Genomic DNA, 15,605 nt, shown 5'->3' with positions numbered 1-15,605 from the left:
AAACCCCACGGCTGACACCCTCTGATCCGGAGAAACCACTGGTCATGTCCCCCGTATCCCGTTTCCCACGCCTGCTGGCGGCCGTCGCGGCCGTCGCGCTGACCGGGGCCGGCCTGTCCGCCGCCCCGGTCGGCACCGAACCGTCCGCCGCCGCGGCGGACCAGATCGACTACGCCGGTCTCGTCAACCCCTTCGTCTCGACCGAGGACGACTTCGGCCAGGACCTGGTCGGCGCCGAGGCACCGTCCTCGATCGTCAAGATCAACCCGATGACGACCTCCGGCCGCTCCCACTCGGGCTACGACTACGCCGAGGACCAGATCGCGGGCTTCACGCACACCAACCTCAACGGCGTGGGCGGCTCGGGCGGCGGCGGCGACCTCCTCGTCGTGCCGACGTACCAGCAGTACACGAACCGCCCGGGAACCGACACGTACGCGAAGGACTACAGCCACGCGGGCGAAGAGGCCGAGCCGGGGTACTACGCCGTCGACCTCGCGACCGACGAGGGAGCGATCCGCGCCGAGGCGACCACCGACGTGCGCACCGGTCAGGACCGCTTCACCTTCCCGGCGGCCGGGACCGCGTCCCTCGTCGTCGACCTCCGCAACAACTTCACCAGCCGCAAGGGCGCGACGCTCGGCCACGAGACGCTCGACGACGGACGTGTCGCGCTCTCGGGCAGCTTCACCGGGCACTTCAACGGCTACGACTACCAGATGTACTACTACGTCGAGTCGACGGTGCCGGCGTCGGACGTGCGCACCTGGGGCGGGTCCGGCCCGCTGTCCGAGCAGCCGCACCGGGACGGCACCGACATCGGCGCGGTCGTGGACTTCGAGGTGGACGCGGGGGAGCAGGTGGGGCTGCGGGTGGCGGTCTCCCCGATCAGCGTCGACCAGGCCAGGACCGACCTGGCCGCCGAGATGGGGGACCGCACCTTCGAGCAGGTGCGCACGCAGACGAAGGCCGCCTGGAACGAGATCCTCGGCCGGCTGGCCGTGACGGCCTCCGGGACCAGCGACCCGGACGGCGACCTGCAGACGCTGTTCTACACGCACCTCTACCGGATGTTCGGTTCGCCGGTGAACGCGACGAGCACGAGCGGCACGTACCGCGGGCTCGACGGCGAGGTGCACCAGGCCGACGGCTACACGCACTACGACGGCTGGGGATTCTGGGACGACTTCCGCAAGTACGAGATCCTCGCGATCGGGTACCCCGAGGTGTTCCGCGACATGGCCCAGTCGGTGGTCGACCTCTACGGGTCGTTCGCGAGCACCGGCAAGGGCTCCCTGTCGAACGTCACCCACTCGGTGCCGACGGTCCGGTTCGAGCGCGCCGCGGTCGTCGTCGCCGACGCCGTCGCCAAGGGCGCGCAGCTGGACGGCCTCGGCCAGGCCTGGCCCGCCCTGGTCTCGCAGTCGAGGGGTGGCTACGGCGACGAGGAGAACGTGCGCCGCGGCTACATCGCGAACGAGGTCGACGACACGCTCGGCACCTCCTACGACGACTGGGCCATGGCCACGATCGCCGAGTCGCTCGGCAAGACGGACGAGGCGCGGCAGTACCGCCTGCGCTCCGCTAACTGGACGAACCTGTTCAAGCCGAACTCCGTCACCCTGGCCGACGGGACGAAGACCGGACTGATCTTCCCCAGGAACGCGGACGGGGCCTGGAATGACGCGGACCCGGAGCGGTTCGAGGCCGGGAACGTCTACCAGGGCACGCTGTGGCAGTACCACTGGTACGCGGCCGGCGACATGGGTGGGCTGATCGGCAAGATGGGTGGCGAGGAGACCACGCGCAAGGCGCTCGGCTTCATGTTCGGCGAGCAGGCGCCCGACGACGGCAAGCGCATGCTGCACGCCAACGCGAACGAGATCGACCTCCAGGCGCCGTACCTGTTCAACTACGTCGGCGCCCCGGCGCGGACCCAGCACTGGGTGCGGAGCATCTACACGAAGGAGACGTGGAACCGGTACATCGCGACCGGCAGCACCCACGAGCTGCCCTCGGGCGGCGGTGAGCTCACCCCGCCCGTGAAGACGAAGGTCTTCCGCAACGACCCCCAGGGCTTCCTGCCCACGATGGACAACGACACCGGGACGATGTCGTCGACGTTCGTCGCGGCGGCGCTCGGGCTGTTCCCCGTGGCCGCGGGATCCGACCAGTACCAGATCGGCACGCCGTTCTTCGAGAACGTGCGCGTCAGCTACCCGTCCGGCCGGACTCTCGACATCTCCGCGGACGGGGTGTCGCCCGAGTCGTACTACATCCAGTCGGCCACCCTGAACGGCGAGGCGTTCGACCGCACCTGGCTGACGTACGACCAGCTCACCGCGGGCGGTGAGCTGAGCTTCCGGATGGGCGAGGAGGCTTCCGACTGGGCCGCCGGGTCCGTCGCGCCGCCGTCGCTGAGCGACGAGCTGCCGAGCTCGGTCTACGACCCCATCAGCGCCGTCTCCGTGTCGTCGCGAACGTTCGCCGAGGCGGAGGCCGGTGACGGGTCGATCGGCAACAGCGTCGACCTGAACCTCGCCAACGGCAGGTTCGCGGGCGCGAACGGCGACAGCCTCGCGGGCGCCGTCACCGCCGAGAACCTGCCCGCGGGGCTGACGCTGGCGGCGGAGCGCACGGGCGACCGGCGCGTGCGACTGTCGCTCACGGGCTCGGCGGAGCGGTCGGACGCGTTCGACGGCGTCGACGACGTCACCGTGTCGGTCTCCGACGACGCCTTCTCGCGTGCGCCTTCGACCCGCACCCGCCAGTTCACCTTCCGGGTGGACTTCGAGGGCGCGACGCTCCGCGCGGAGGCGACCCGGCTCAAGGCCGCCGCCGACGGCGCCGTCGACGTCTCGACGACGTTCACGCTGAGCGGCGCACGCTTCGCGGGGGCGAACGGGCGTGACCTCGTCGCGGACGGAGACCTCGCGCTGCGGGGCCTGCCCGGGAGCGTCGAGGCCACGGCGGTCCTGGAGGACGCGCGCACGGTGGTGCTCCACCTGACCGGTTCGCTCGGTGACGCGCAGCGCACGGCCTTCGGCCTGGACCTCGCCGACGCGGCTCTCGACGGCGCTCCGGCAGCGAGCGTCCACGGCGACGGGCTCTCCGGCCTGGCGACCGTCGTGATCGAACGGGACCAGCGGTGGCGTGAGAAGCTCGGCGCCCTGCTGACCGAGGCCGACCTCGTCGTCCGCGGGGCGTACTCCACGGCGTCCTTCGCCACGTTCGACGCGGCCCGCGACGGCGCGACGAAGACGCTCGCGGACGAGTCGGCCTCCGACGACGACCTCCGTGCGGCGCTGGACCGGCTCACGAGGGCGGCGGCCGCCCTGCGGATCACGGGGACGCCCTACCGGGTGCTGGAGGCGGAGCAGTTCGACGAGTCCTCGGGCGGCCGGCTGAGCCCGGAGAACGGGAACATCGGTGGCGTCCAGGTCGGTTCCTGGATCGCGTACGACGGGATCGACTTCGGGGACGACCTCCCCAGGCGGGTCACGCTGCGTTATGCCAACAACCCCGCCGACAGCGCCACGGACGAGTACGTCGAGGTGCGCGTCGGCGCGGTGGACGGTCCCGTCGCGGCCAGGGTGGAGCTGGAGCTCACCGCCGGGTGGGACGACTACGTCACCGCCGAGGCCACGATCGACGATCCTGGGACGCTCGCTGGATCGAACCGGATCTACTTCGTGTTCGGCGGCACGCCCGACCCGACCCAGCCGAGCTCGTGGGTCGCGAACGTGGACCGGGCGCAGTTCCTCCGGACGGCCGAGGACGGACCCGAGACGGCCGAACCGGTGCGCATCGAGGCCGAGACCTACGACGCCGACAACGGCAACGGCCTGAAGAAGGAGGGCGGTGAGCCGCCCGCCGGCAACGTCGGCGGGACCTGGGACGGTGGCCGGCTGACCTACGACGCCCGGGACCTCGGTCCGGAACCCCTCACCCAGGTCACGGTGAGCGCGGCGACCCGCGACGACCGGGTCGGCGACAACCGCCGGCTCGAGCTCTACCTCGACGAGGTGGGCGAGGCGACGAAGGTCGCGACCGTCGAGCTGCCGAAGACGGGCGGGTGGGGCAGCTACGTCGAGACGACCGCGGAGCTCGACGAGCCGGTCTCCGGCACGCACACCCTGATCGTCGTCATGCGGGCGGACGCCGTGCCCGGCCAGGAGTTCAACTACGTGGCGAACCTCCAGTGGTACGAGTTCGGCCCGCGGGCGCAGGAGTCCCCCGAGGTGGACCTCACCGGTCTGACCGCGGCGATCGGGGACGCCGAACCCCTGCTCGCCCGCGAGGACCGGTACGTCTCCGTCGACTTCGCCGTCTTCCGCGCCGCGCTCGACGCGGCGAGGGCGACGGTCGCCGCCGCCGACGTCACGCAGGACACGGCCGACGAGGCGCAGCGGGTGCTCGACGCCGCGGCGGGCCAGCTCGAGTGGCGGGTCGTCCGGCAGCTCTCGGTGTCCGCCACGACGAGGACCCTGGCGGGCAAGCAGTACGTGTCCGTCGCCGTGACGAACGGCGCGGACACCTCCCTCGACGTGGAGATCGAGACGCCCTACGGCACGCGGTCGTTCACCGCGGTGCAGCCGGGGGCGTCGGCGAACGTGTCGATCAGCTCGCGGCAGGCCTCGATACCGGCAGGCGAGGTGACGGTCACCGTCACCGGGCAGGTCGGCGACGAGACGGTCGTGGGCCGCAGGACGGCCACCTACCCCGCGGCGAGGTAGTGGGGCATGAAGGGCCCCGCGGACCTGGTGTCCGCGGGGCCCTTCGCATGGCAGGCGGCACTTGCGGCGCGCCCGGCGGGGCCTCAGCAGTCGCGTAGCGCGGCGGCTGGGCCGTTGGCATTGACCAGTGACTTTGGCCCTGTCTACGGTGTGGCGTCCGAACGGGGGAACGGCGCATGGTGCTGCCCTGGACTCTTGCGTCGTGTGGGGAAGGCCGTGGATGTTTGCTCGCGAGGCTCGCGCCTGGTCGGTTCGAGGGGTCGCGATGGTGGTGATCACGGTGAGCGCTGTGGTCATGACAGGTTGCACAAGAGCCACGGACGACCCGCCACCGACGTCGACGAACGGCGCGGACACGCCCGTGGTGGACGCCGGCGCTGAGCTGGAGAAGCTGCCGGATGTCGAACGTTTCCTCGAGCAGGCGATCGCTCAGGTGCGGCAGAAGTATCCGGATCAGGTTCCCGACGACCTCACGGCCGCCGCTGTCATGGGCGAGCTGGACGCGATCGACAGCCATGTGGGCGCCGACGGTGTGCTCGACTACGCCACCGCGAAGAGTGACCCCGTCATCACCACCGACACGCTTGACCCGTACGCGCGAACCTACCGGGCGCTGGGTGGCGAGCTGACCGGTACCGGCGCCACGGACGCCGCCCCGACGGGTGTGGATGACGCGGGCGCGGCATCGACGATGCTGCCGCACGCCTCGGTCGTCCGGTTCGATGCTGCCGCGGGCCAGGACGAGAGCAAGGAGGGCGACCCCCGCGTCCGATACTCGGGGCCTCGGCAGTTTGTCTCAGACCGGCCCGAATGGGTCGAAGAATACAAGGCCGTCGGGGACGAGGTCCTCCAGGGCAAGGTTCTCTACTTCGAATCGGAATACAGCCTGGCGCGCCTCCGCTTCACGTCAGAGCTCGACGGCTACCTGCAGGACCGCATCGGCGATGACCAGACCGTCGTCACCTGGGGCGGGATCATGGACGGCCCTTTCGGAGCATGCATCGTCGACACCGAGGTCTACCACGAGCTGGTGTTCGAGGAGAGCGCCGAGGAATCAGAGGCTTGCCTGACGCGGACGGTCGGCGGTTCCACCGTGCCGCAGCCCCTGCTCCCGCTCGATTCGTCCGTGCCGGATTCCGCTGTTGCCGTCGAGGCAGATGTCGAGCAGCTGATCATTCAGGAGCTCTGGCCGATCGTGAAGGATTTCATCGGCCTGACCGACCTCGAGAAGTGCTTCACCGAGGCGGACATCCTCGCGTGCGTGATGACACTGCTCAATCTGCTCCCGGTCGGGAAGGCGATCAAGGCGCTCAAAGCGATACCGGCGGTCGTCAAGGCCGTCGAGAAGATCGTCACCTTCGTCGCGACGAAGGGCAAGAAGCTGCCGGTCGCGGTACCGGCGGGGTGTTTCGCATCCTTCGCCGGATCGACACCCGTGCTGATGGCCGACGGCACGCGCAAGCCCATCCGGGACGTCCGACCCGGTGACGCCGTCCATGCGACGGATCCGGTATCCGGCGTGAGCGGCCCACGTCGAGTGCTCGACACGTTCGTCCATCGAGACGCGCTCGTAGACCTCAGGCTCGCCGGCGGTGACAGGATCACCACTACCGGCGACCACCCGTTCTGGTCGTCGAGCGACCACACCTTCGAGGACGCGAAGGACCTCGCTCCCGGCGAGAAGGTCCTGTCGGCGAACGGCACGGAACTGGCTGTCGGTGGTATCGACACCGGAGCGACACGTGAAGGAGCGGCCTACAACCTCGCGGTTCTCGGTCTGCACACCTACCACGTGGGCGACGCTGAAGTCCTGGTTCACAATTCCGGCTGCCTCGCGGTGCTCAAGAACTGGAGACCGAAGACATTCAGATACGGCAGTGCCACACTGGTCCTGCAGCGCGGCGATATCCAGCACATCCTCGAGAGGCATCATCCGACGTACTTTGATCCGGCGCAGGCGAGAGCGAGGAACGACTTGTTCCGGGAGTCGCGGACCGTCGACGACATCGTCGGTCTCATCGATGAGGTCGCCAGGAAACGCGCGGACGAGTTGTCAATTATCTCGCGAAGGGCTGATCCCGAAGACCAGACCGGCAGCGTGGATGCCATGATCGATGGCGTCACATACCGGCTGGCTGTGGACCAAGGCGCAATCAAGACTTTCCACCCCGTGGGGATGAGTGAGCCATGAGTGATATCGCAATTCAGACATACCTTTACGATGCTCATGGGTCCGAGAAGTTCAATCCCGTCCAGGAACTTGTTTCATTCACCCAGAAGAAGTACGGGTACATTGAAGGCTTCATCAGCATGGCCATCGACGGAGCCGAGATGTTCGGTCCCGAACTCTGGGACGACGTGGGGTTGCTATGGCGCTGGCTGACCATCATGCTTGACGACTGCCGAGAGAATGGTGCGGCAGAGTCAAGCCTCGTGGAGCGCGCGATTCCGATTCGCTTGGAAGGTGTTCGAGGTTGGGCAGGAAACCTGTTGCTGACCGTCGGACGGCCCGAAGACGATCACTACGGGGTGGAGATGCGCCGCACTTCAGTGGCTGCGGCTGATCTGTACCCTGCCGTTGCGCAGGCCTATCTCGATGCATTCACTCATTTCAGGCGCCTCGAGACCCCCGGCGACACCGGCAGGGTAAGTGAAGCGAAAGAGGCGCGACTACGATCCTGGATCGAGACCCCCCGAGACTCCTGGCTCAGGATCTTCCCTGGATGATCCAGGAGAGGCCCCGCGGACCTGGTGTCCGCGGGGCCTCGTGGTCTGACAGGAAGCGCTGGTGATCCGAACCGGCGATGTTGACTCGCGTTCAGCAGGCGAGGGAGAGCCGTATCTCGTTGGGTGACGGCCGCATTACGCCTGCTGAACCAACGTCAGGAGTCAGCCCTGGGGCGGTCTGACGCATCGTGCACGTCGGCGACACCGGACCATGGCTCTACCAGGGGGACGGCTCGTAGTCCTTGAGGAAGCAGCCGTACAGGTCGGTCCCGGCCTCGCCCTGGACGATCGGGTCGTAGACGCGGGCGGCGCCGTCGACCAGGTCGAGGGGCGCGTGCCAGCCCTCGGCGGCGATCCGCAGCTTCTCCTGGTGCGGGCGCTCGTCCGTGATCCACCCGGTGTCCACCGCGGTCATCAGGACGCGGTCCTTCTCGAACATCTCCCCGGCCGAGGTCCGGGTCAGCATGTTCAGGGCGGCCTTGGCCATGTTGGTGTGCGGGTGCCCCGCGCCCTTGTACCGGCGGGAGAACTGTCCCTCCATCGCCGAGACGTTGACGACGTACCCGCGCCGCGACGTGGCCGTCGCCGCCCGCATCGCCGGCCGCAGCCGGGAGATGAGCAGGAACGGCGCGATCGCGTTGCAGAGCTGGACCTCCAGGAGCTCCAGCGGGTCGACCTCATCCACGACCTGGGTCCACGAGTTGTTCTTCTGCACGTCGGGGAGCAGCCCGCCGGCGTCGACCGCCGTGCCGGCCAGGTGGGCGTCCAGGGAGGCCGAGCCTGCCCGGAGCGCCAGCGCCGTGAGGGACGCCGCGGTGTGCGTCGCGACGGCGTCGTCCTGCGACTCGCCCTCGTGGTGCGCGACCGACAGGGCGGCCAGCGCCCCCGCGATGTTGGCGGGGTGCGCCTCCGAGACGCGGTCGAACGTGACCATCTCCGGCTGCTCGAGCCCGTAGGGGAGCGGCGCGACCGGCGCGGACTCGCCCGTGACGAGCTGCGAGTAGGCCCCCGGGGACCGGCGGACCGTCTGGCAGGCGTTGTTGACCAGGATGTCGAGCGGGCCCGCCGCGGCGACGTCGTCGGCCAGGGCGATCACCTGGGTGGGGTCGCGCAGGTCGATCCCGACGACCTTGAGCCGGTGCAGCCAGTCGGCGGCGTCGGGCATCGCCGAGAAGCGGCGTACCGCGTCCTTCGGGAAGCGCGTGGTGATGGTGAGGTGGGCGCCGTCGCGCAGCAGGCGCAGCGCGATGTACATGCCGATCTTCGCCCGGCCCCCGGTGAGCAGGGCGCGGCGGCCGGTCAGGTCCGTGCGCTGGTCGCGCCGCGCGTGGCTCTTCGCGGCGCAGTCCGGGCACAGCCAGTGGTAGAAGGAGTCGACCAGCAGGTAGTCCGTCTTGCAGATGTAGCAGCCGCGGGCGGTGCGCAGCTCCCCGGCGAACGCCCCCGGCGTGGAGGAGACCAGCGGGATGCCGGCGGTCTCGTCGTCGATCCGCGCCGCCGAGCCGGTCGCCGTCTTCTCGATGATCTCCCGGTCGTGCGTCTGGATCGCCTCGCGGACCGCGGCCTTGCGGGACTTCTTGAGCAGCTTCCACATGTAACCGGTCGCCTGCTTGACCGTCTGGACGTCGGGGTGGTCGGGCTCGAGGTCATGGAGCTGGCTCAGCACCCGCAGGGTGGTGGCGAGCTCGTCCGGGTCGATCCCCGCTTTCGTTGGCACCGCCGAAGGATATCTGGCGCCCTGTGCCGCACGGCGACCCGTTGCTAGGGTGCACCGGACGTTTGGGACAAATAGGTACCCCGGATGTGACGAAGATCCACGAGCTCGCACCTGCCGCGATGCTGCGCTGCCCTCCGAGAGGAACTCTCCATGAACCTGAGCCGCAAAGAGATGCTGAGACTGATCGGGACGGGCGCCGGGGCGGTGGCGCTCGGGTCCGCCGCGACGAGCCCCGCGGCCGGCTCGGAACGGGGCGGCCCGCGCGACATCGTGCGCGACGTCGTCGTGATCGGTGGCGGCGCGGCCGGGACGTACGCGGCCATCCGCCTGAGGGAGCTGGGGCAGAGCGTCGTCGTGGTCGAGCGCGACGGGCGGCTCGGCGGGCACACGCAGACGTACACCGACCCCGCCTCGGGCAGCACCCTCGACATCGGCGTCGTCGTCTGGCACGACCAGCCCCTGGTGCGGAAGTGGTTCGAGCGCTTCGACATCCCGCTGCGGAAGGCGTCGTTCGGCGGCGGGGTGACCCGCTACGCCGACTACCGCACGGGCCGCGAGGTCCAGGGCTACGTGCCGCCGAACCCTGGCGCGGCGCTGGCCCTGTACGGCGAGCAGCTCGCCAGGTTCCCGTACCTGGAGTACGGCTTCGACCTGCCCGACCCGGTGCCGGCGGACCTGCTGCTGCCGTTCGGCGACTTCGTGCGCCGGTACGGCCTCGACGACGTGGTGCCGTCGGTCGTCCAGTTCGGCCAGGGCCTCGGTGACCTGCTGCGCCAGCCGACCCTGTACGTGATGAAGAACTTCGGCTCGGACATCCTGCGCAACCTCCAGACCGGCTTCCTCAGCACCGAGCGCCGGAACAACAGCGAGCTCTACCAGAAGGCGCTCGCCGAGCTGGGCGACGACGTGCTGCTGAACAGCCGGGTCGTCTCCACCGAGCGGGACGGAGGGCGGTACGCCTCGGTCCGCGTCGACACACCCGCCGGACGCCGGACCATCCGCGCACAGAAGGTCCTGGTGACGATCCCGCCCCTGCTCGGCAACCTGGGCGGGTTCGACCTCGACGGGCTGGAGCGCCAGCTCTTCGGCCAGTTCCGGCACAGCGCCTACTACACCGGGATCTTGCGCGACTCCGGCATCCCCGACGACGTGTCGGTGCGCAACATCGGCCTGGACACCCCGTACCACGTGCCCCAGCTCCCGGGCGTCTACGTCATCTCACCGGCCGGCGTCCCCGGCCTGCACAACATCAAGTTCGGCAGTCCCACCGCGCTCTCGGACCGGGCGGTGCAGGACGAGATCCGGGCGAGCATGCGCCGTCTGCGTGATGCCGGCACCATACCGACCGCGCGCACCGACTTCGCCACCTTCGCCAGCCACACCCCGTTCGAGCTGACGGTGCCGGCCGCCGCCGTCCGCGCGGGCTTCTACCGCCGGCTCGCCACGCTCCAGGGCCGCAACCGCACCTTCTACTCGGGGGCTGCCTTCCACACGCACGACTCGTCGCTGATCTGGCAGTTCACCGAGACGCTGCTGCCGCGGGTCGTCGCCTCCTGATCTGACCGGACCTGGCCCGGCCGGCCCCTTGGGTGGGCCGGGCCGGTGCGGGGCGGGCCGGGCCCGGATCAGCGCGTCGGGACGATCCCGGTCCGCCCCTCCCAGGTGCCGTGCTCCGCGAGCGGGCGGAAGCGGAACGTCGCGAACTCGTGGTGGAAGTCCCGACGCCGACGCTCGACCATGGCGTCCGCGTGCCGCCGGTCCGCGGGCGCCTCGCGGGGCGCGTGGGCGGCCCGGCCGTGCACCATCGACTCCATCTCGCGCACGGTGCGCCACACGGAGAACGTGGAGATGGTGCCCGGCGGCCGGAAGGCGGCCAGGGCGAGCGTGGTGCCGGGGTGGTCGCGCACCTGACGTTCGACGGGCCTGCCCCACCGCAGGAACCGGGGCACCTCGGGCAGCCGCATCCGCGCGACCGTCACCCCGACCACGGGTTCCTCCTGGTCCCAGCCGCCGGCCCGGGCGGGTAGGCCGGGCAGGGCCGCCAGCCGGGACCAGCGCCGCAGGTACTCCAGACGGACGTGCCACCCGGACGCCAGGTGGCGGCCGAGGGCGTCGTCGGACAGGAAACGGTCCACGGCGTCCTCGTCGCGCCACTGCGCGAAGACCGCGATCCGCCGGAGCTGCAGCCGGTCCGGGGAGACGACGGGCGCCCCCAGGCGCATGAGGGCCAGGCACTCGGCATGGTCCAGCCCGGGCGTGGTGGTGCCCGACGGCGGTCGCACCAGCGCGCGGGCCGTCACGGCGGCCGGCAGCTCGGCGAGGTGGAAGGTGTGGATCATCGGGCGCGCTCCATCTTGTAGTGCAGGCGCATCATCCAGGTGCGCCACATCCGCAGCTCGTGGTCCGTGCGCAGCACGCCGTACGGGTCGACGTACAGGCGGAAGGTCTCGTGGAGCGGGACGCGCGCCGCGAAGTCTCGTCCGCCGTCGCGCGCGACGACGTACGCGCCGTCCTGCCCGAACCGGCCCGCGGGCGACTCCAGGACGAGCCCGCCGTCGTCACCGACGGCCGGGCGCAGGAACACCTGGAGGTTGCCGGACTCGAGCGGGAACGCCACGTGGACGCTCGGCTGCGCGCTGCCGGGGAGGCGACGCGCCGAGTAGCACCCGCTGAACACGTAGCGGCCCGACGGCCGGAGCGTCCGCAGCCACGCGGCGCCCACCTGCGCGCCGTCGCGGTCGCGGATCACCCGGACCCGGCTGTCCATCCCGTGCGCGACGTCGAGCGGGCGCATCGGGAGGGAGAGCTGCTCCACCCGGCGGGCGAACAACCGCGCGATCAGCTCGCCGGCCGGCCAGAACAGCGGCGACCACCCGCTCCACACCTCCATGTGCCAGGCGGCGGTGTGCTCGTAGAAGTCGCGGATCCGGGGGTCCAGCCGGGACGCGTCGAACCCGGGACCGTCGAGCACCGTCATCGCCGGGAGCAGGCCGGGCGCTGGGTCGGCCGACGCCTCGGTCCCGGCGTCGTCGTCGACCGTGCCGCCGTGGTGCGCGGCCTCGGCGGCGAGCCAGCCGTCCGCGACCGTCGAGGAGTGGCTCACCGGGGCACGCAACCAGGAGTGTTCGCCGGCAAGGTCGACGGGCCTGCCGGCCAGCCGCCAGAACTTCCGGGACCCGAGGTCCAGCCGATGGTTCACGAGAACGCATTGTTGCAGGGTGTCCGTCGGTTACGGTCGGGACGTGCTGCTGCCTGATCTGTCGACGCCGGGGGCGGACCTGCCCGTCCGTGCGGTCCTGCCCGCCACCGTCGACGCCGTGCGGTCGCGCGGCACCGCGGTGCTGGTAGCGCCGCCCGGGTCGGGCAAGACCTCGCTGCTGCCGCTCGCCCTGGCCGACGCGCTCGGGGGCACGATCCTCGTCGCCGAGCCGCGCAGGATGGCGACCCGCGCGGCCGCCACCCGGCTGGCGACCCTCGTCGGCGAACCGCTCGGGCAGCGGATCGGCTACACGATGCGCGGCGAGCGCAGCGGCGGCAAGGGGCTGCGGGTCGAGGTGGTCACGACGGGCCTGCTCGTCCGGCGTCTGCAGCAGGCCCCGGAGCTGCCGGGCGTCTCCGCGATCGTGATCGACGAGTGCCACGAGCGGCACCTCGACGCCGACCTGCTGCTGGCGCTCGCGATCGACGTCCGGGCGAACCTCCGCGAGGACCTGGCGATCGTCGCGACCTCGGCGACGGCGGACACGGTCCGGCTGAGCCGCGCGCTGGGCACGGACGTCCCGGCGCCCGTGGTCACCGCGTCCGCAGCGCTGTTCGACGTCGCGGTCGAGTGGGCCCCGCCGCCGGTCCCCGCACCGCTGCTGCCGGGCGGACGCGTCGACCCGCGCCTGCTGGAGCACGTCGCGGCCGTCGTCCGGCGAGCGCTGGCCGAGAACGAGGGCGACGTCCTCGTCTTCGTGCCGGGCGAGGCCGAGATCAACGGCGTGGCCCGCCGGCTGGCCGACCAGAACGTGCTGCCGTTGTTCGGGCGCCAGTCCCGTGCGGAGCAGGACCGCGCGCTGGCGCCGTCGGCTACCCGGCGGATCGTGGTGACGACGTCGGTCGCGGAGAGCTCGCTGACGGTGCCCGGGGTGCGGGTCGTGGTCGACTCGGGCCTGTCCCGGGAGCCGCGCACCGACCAGTCCCGCGGCCTGGGCACGCTGGTCACCTGCCGGGTCTCGCGGTCGTCGGCCGAGCAGCGGGCGGGGCGCGCCGGGCGGGAGGCGCCGGGCCGGGTCTACCGCTGCTGGTCCGCCACCGACCACGGCCGGCTGGACGACCATCCGGCGCCGGAGATCGCCATCGCCGACCTCGCGTCCTTCGCCCTCGACCTCGCGGCGTGGGGCGCGCCCGCCGGTGCGGGCCTGACCCTGCTCGACGCGCCGCCGGTCCCGGCGATGACGGCGGCCACCGAGCTGCTGGGCCGGATCGGTGCCGTGGACGACGCCGGCCGGATCACCGCGCGCGGGCGGCGGATGGCGGCGGTCGGGGCGCACCCCCGGCTGGCTCGCGCGCTGCTCGACGGGACGCCGCGGGTCGGCGCCGACCGGGCCCGCGAGATCGTCGCGCTGCTCTCGGACGACTCGGGCCGCGGCTCCGGCGACGACCTGCCGGCCCGCTGGCGCGCCCTGCGCCGGGGCGACGACCGCGGCGCCACGGCCCGCTGGCGGGAGGAGGCGAAGCGGCTCGGCCGGGGCGCTCCGTCGTCGGGCGGTGGGTCGGGCGGCGCGGCCGGGTTCGCCGGGCCGGCCGGGGCGGCCGGGCCGTCCGGCCGGGAGACTCAGCGTGTACCGGACGATCTCGCGGCCGGGATCGTCGTGGGGCTCGCGTACCCGGAACGGGTCGCCCGGGTCCGGGGGAGCGACTCGGCGACCTACCAGATGTCCGGCGGCACGGGCGCCGCGCTGGACCCGCAGTCGCCGCTGCGGTCCACGCCGTGGCTGGCGATCGCCGTCGCCGACCGGGCCCCCGGCCGCGCCGACGCGAGGATTCGTTCCGCGGTGCCGATCGACGAGGCCACAGCCCGCGACGTGGCGGGCGACCTCGTGACGACCACCGACCAGATCCGCTGGGACGACGGCCGGGTCGTGACGCGGCGCGTCGAGTCGCTCGGCGCCATCGTGCTGGCCGACGTCCCGCTGGCGAAGCCCGACCCGCTGCTCGTTCAGGCGGCCGTCCGCGACGGCCTCCGGCGCAGCGGCCTGTCCGCGCTGCGCTGGTCCGAGGCGGCGCTCGCCCTGCGGGAGCGGCTCGCGTTCTGCCACGCCCACCTCGGTGACCCGTGGCCCGCCGTCGACGACGACGCCTTGCTGGCCGGCCTGGACGACTGGCTGGGCACCGAGCTCGCCGCGGTGCGCGCCGCACGCGACCTGGCCCGCATCGACGTCGCCTCGGCGCTGCGGCGCCTCCTGCCCTGGCCCGCGGCCGGCCGGCTCGACGAGCTCGCCCCGGAACGGTTCCAGGTCCCGTCGGGCTCGCAGGTGCGGCTCGCGTACGACGGCGTCGAACCGCCCGTCCTCGCCGTGAAGCTGCAGGAGGTCTTCGGCTGGACCACCACCCCGGCGGTCGCGGACGGCCGCGTCCCCGTCGTCCTGCACCTGCTGTCACCCGCGCGGCGCCCGGTCGCGATCACGAGCGACCTCGCGTCGTTCTGGAAGCAGGGCTACCCGCAGGTCCGGGCCGACCTGCGGGCCCGGTACCCGCGGCACCCGTGGCCGGAGGACCCGCTGACCGCGGCGCCGACGGGGAAGGTGAAGCCGCGGCGATGAGCACCTCGTCCTCCGAGGCCGGCTACACCCGCGAGCAGCTCCGGCTGTTCCGGCGGCTGGTCCGGCCGTTCTACCTGCGGATGGGCCACGTGCAGGCGCCGACGGAGTTCGATCCTCGCGCCGTCCGCCGGTACAGCCGCAGGCTGGTCCGAGCGGGCAGCAAGGTGACCGCCAAGCAGGTGGGGCTGATGCTGCGCGGCGGTGGCTGGCGCGAGATGACCATGGGCGCGTGGTTCGCGCTCGCGGTGCCCGCCGATCAGGTGCGCGCGGTGGTTCTCGAGGCGTGGGGCGTGGTCGTACCGGACGCCGCGGGGCCGTTGGCGACCGCCAGCGTCCTCGTCGTCGGGCCGGATGCGATCCCGGCCATGCGGTCGTTCGTCGCGCGGCCCGGGGCGCGCGACGATCTTGGGACGGCGGACTACGTCTCGGCGGCGATCGTGCACCTGGGCGGTAGTCCGCCGTCGGCCCCGAACCCGCTGATGGTCGCCTCGTTCGAGGACTCTCTCAGCATTGCTGCCGAGCTCCGGAGCGACTTCCTCGCACGGCGGCGCACCCGCCGCATCTGGACCATGGGGTCGTGAGCCCCAGGACGCCGACGAACCCCGCGCGGGCCGCCGC

General features: G+C 71.7%; 9 protein-coding genes. 6 read left to right on the top strand and 3 right to left on the bottom strand.

The window, feature by feature from the left end; translation table 11 throughout:
• Positions 1 to 44 precede the first annotated feature (44 nt).
• From FHX71_RS13420 to FHX71_RS13410, 3 genes are all read left to right on the top strand, one after another.
• The gene (locus tag FHX71_RS13420) at positions 45 to 4,736 is read left to right on the top strand and encodes a glycoside hydrolase domain-containing protein (protein ID WP_182616998.1); all 4,692 of its coding nucleotides are present in this window, start codon (positions 45 to 47) and stop codon (positions 4,734 to 4,736) included.
• Between the two features lie 265 nt (positions 4,737 to 5,001).
• Complete coding sequence (locus FHX71_RS13415; RefSeq protein ID WP_182616995.1) at positions 5,002 to 6,927, top strand: polymorphic toxin-type HINT domain-containing protein; 1,926 nt, start codon at positions 5,002 to 5,004, stop codon at positions 6,925 to 6,927.
• A complete protein-coding gene (locus tag FHX71_RS13410) occupies positions 6,924 to 7,463 on the top strand; it encodes a hypothetical protein (RefSeq protein ID WP_182616993.1) in 540 nt (179 codons plus the stop codon). The genes FHX71_RS13415 and FHX71_RS13410 overlap by 4 nt, the downstream gene beginning before the upstream one ends.
• Before the next feature lie 217 nt (positions 7,464 to 7,680).
• On the opposite strand, the gene FHX71_RS13405 is transcribed toward FHX71_RS13410, so the two are convergent.
• A complete protein-coding gene (locus tag FHX71_RS13405) occupies positions 7,681 to 9,180 on the bottom strand; it encodes an SDR family NAD(P)-dependent oxidoreductase (RefSeq protein WP_182616991.1) in 1,500 nt (499 codons plus the stop codon).
• A 150-nt stretch (positions 9,181 to 9,330) separates the two neighbouring features.
• Here FHX71_RS13405 and FHX71_RS13400 point away from each other — a divergent pair, with 150 nt between their 5' ends.
• Entirely contained in the window at positions 9,331 to 10,737 is a 1,407-nt protein-coding gene (locus tag FHX71_RS13400) for an FAD-dependent oxidoreductase (RefSeq protein ID WP_182616989.1), read from the top strand.
• A gap of 68 nt (positions 10,738 to 10,805) precedes the next feature.
• On the opposite strand, the gene FHX71_RS13395 is transcribed toward FHX71_RS13400, so the two are convergent.
• Positions 10,806 to 11,519, bottom strand: coding sequence for a hypothetical protein (locus FHX71_RS13395; RefSeq protein WP_182616986.1), 714 nt, complete (start codon positions 11,517 to 11,519; stop codon positions 10,806 to 10,808).
• Positions 11,516 to 12,379 (bottom strand): hypothetical protein, encoded by an 864-nt coding sequence (locus FHX71_RS13390; RefSeq protein WP_182616984.1) that lies wholly within the window; start codon positions 12,377 to 12,379, stop codon positions 11,516 to 11,518. The genes FHX71_RS13395 and FHX71_RS13390 overlap by 4 nt, the downstream gene beginning before the upstream one ends.
• Positions 12,380 to 12,422: 43 nt before the next feature.
• Between FHX71_RS13390 and hrpB the strand changes: the two genes are divergently transcribed.
• On the top strand, positions 12,423 to 14,987 hold the full coding sequence (gene hrpB / locus FHX71_RS13385; protein ID WP_312877041.1) for an ATP-dependent helicase HrpB: 2,565 nt from the start codon (positions 12,423 to 12,425) through the stop codon (positions 14,985 to 14,987).
• A complete protein-coding gene (locus tag FHX71_RS13380) occupies positions 14,984 to 15,568 on the top strand; it encodes a DUF6000 family protein (RefSeq protein WP_182616981.1) in 585 nt (194 codons plus the stop codon). The genes hrpB and FHX71_RS13380 overlap by 4 nt, the downstream gene beginning before the upstream one ends.
• Positions 15,569 to 15,605: the final 37 nt, after the last annotated feature.

The sequence above is a fragment of the Promicromonospora sukumoe genome (assembly GCF_014137995.1).
GTDB classification, from domain to species: Bacteria; Actinomycetota; Actinomycetes; order Actinomycetales; family Cellulomonadaceae; genus Promicromonospora; species Promicromonospora sukumoe.
The sequence above is the reverse complement of the archived record's forward strand: the minus strand, read 5'-3'. Positions and strand labels throughout refer to the sequence as shown.

Excerpts from the sequence above, each read along its gene's own strand:
- FHX71_RS13420 (WP_182616998.1), top strand. The coding sequence starts at position 45 with ATGTCCCCCGTATCCCGTTTCCCACGCCTGCTGGCGGCCGTCGCGGCC.
- FHX71_RS13415 (WP_182616995.1), top strand. The coding sequence starts at position 5,002 with ATGGTGGTGATCACGGTGAGCGCTGTGGTCATGACAGGTTGCACAAGA.
- FHX71_RS13410 (WP_182616993.1), top strand. The coding sequence starts at position 6,924 with ATGAGTGATATCGCAATTCAGACATACCTTTACGATGCTCATGGGTCC.
- FHX71_RS13400 (WP_182616989.1), top strand. The coding sequence starts at position 9,331 with ATGAACCTGAGCCGCAAAGAGATGCTGAGACTGATCGGGACGGGCGCC.
- FHX71_RS13395 (WP_182616986.1), bottom strand. The coding sequence starts at position 11,519 with ATGATCCACACCTTCCACCTCGCCGAGCTGCCGGCCGCCGTGACGGCC.
- FHX71_RS13380 (WP_182616981.1), top strand. The coding sequence starts at position 14,984 with ATGAGCACCTCGTCCTCCGAGGCCGGCTACACCCGCGAGCAGCTCCGG.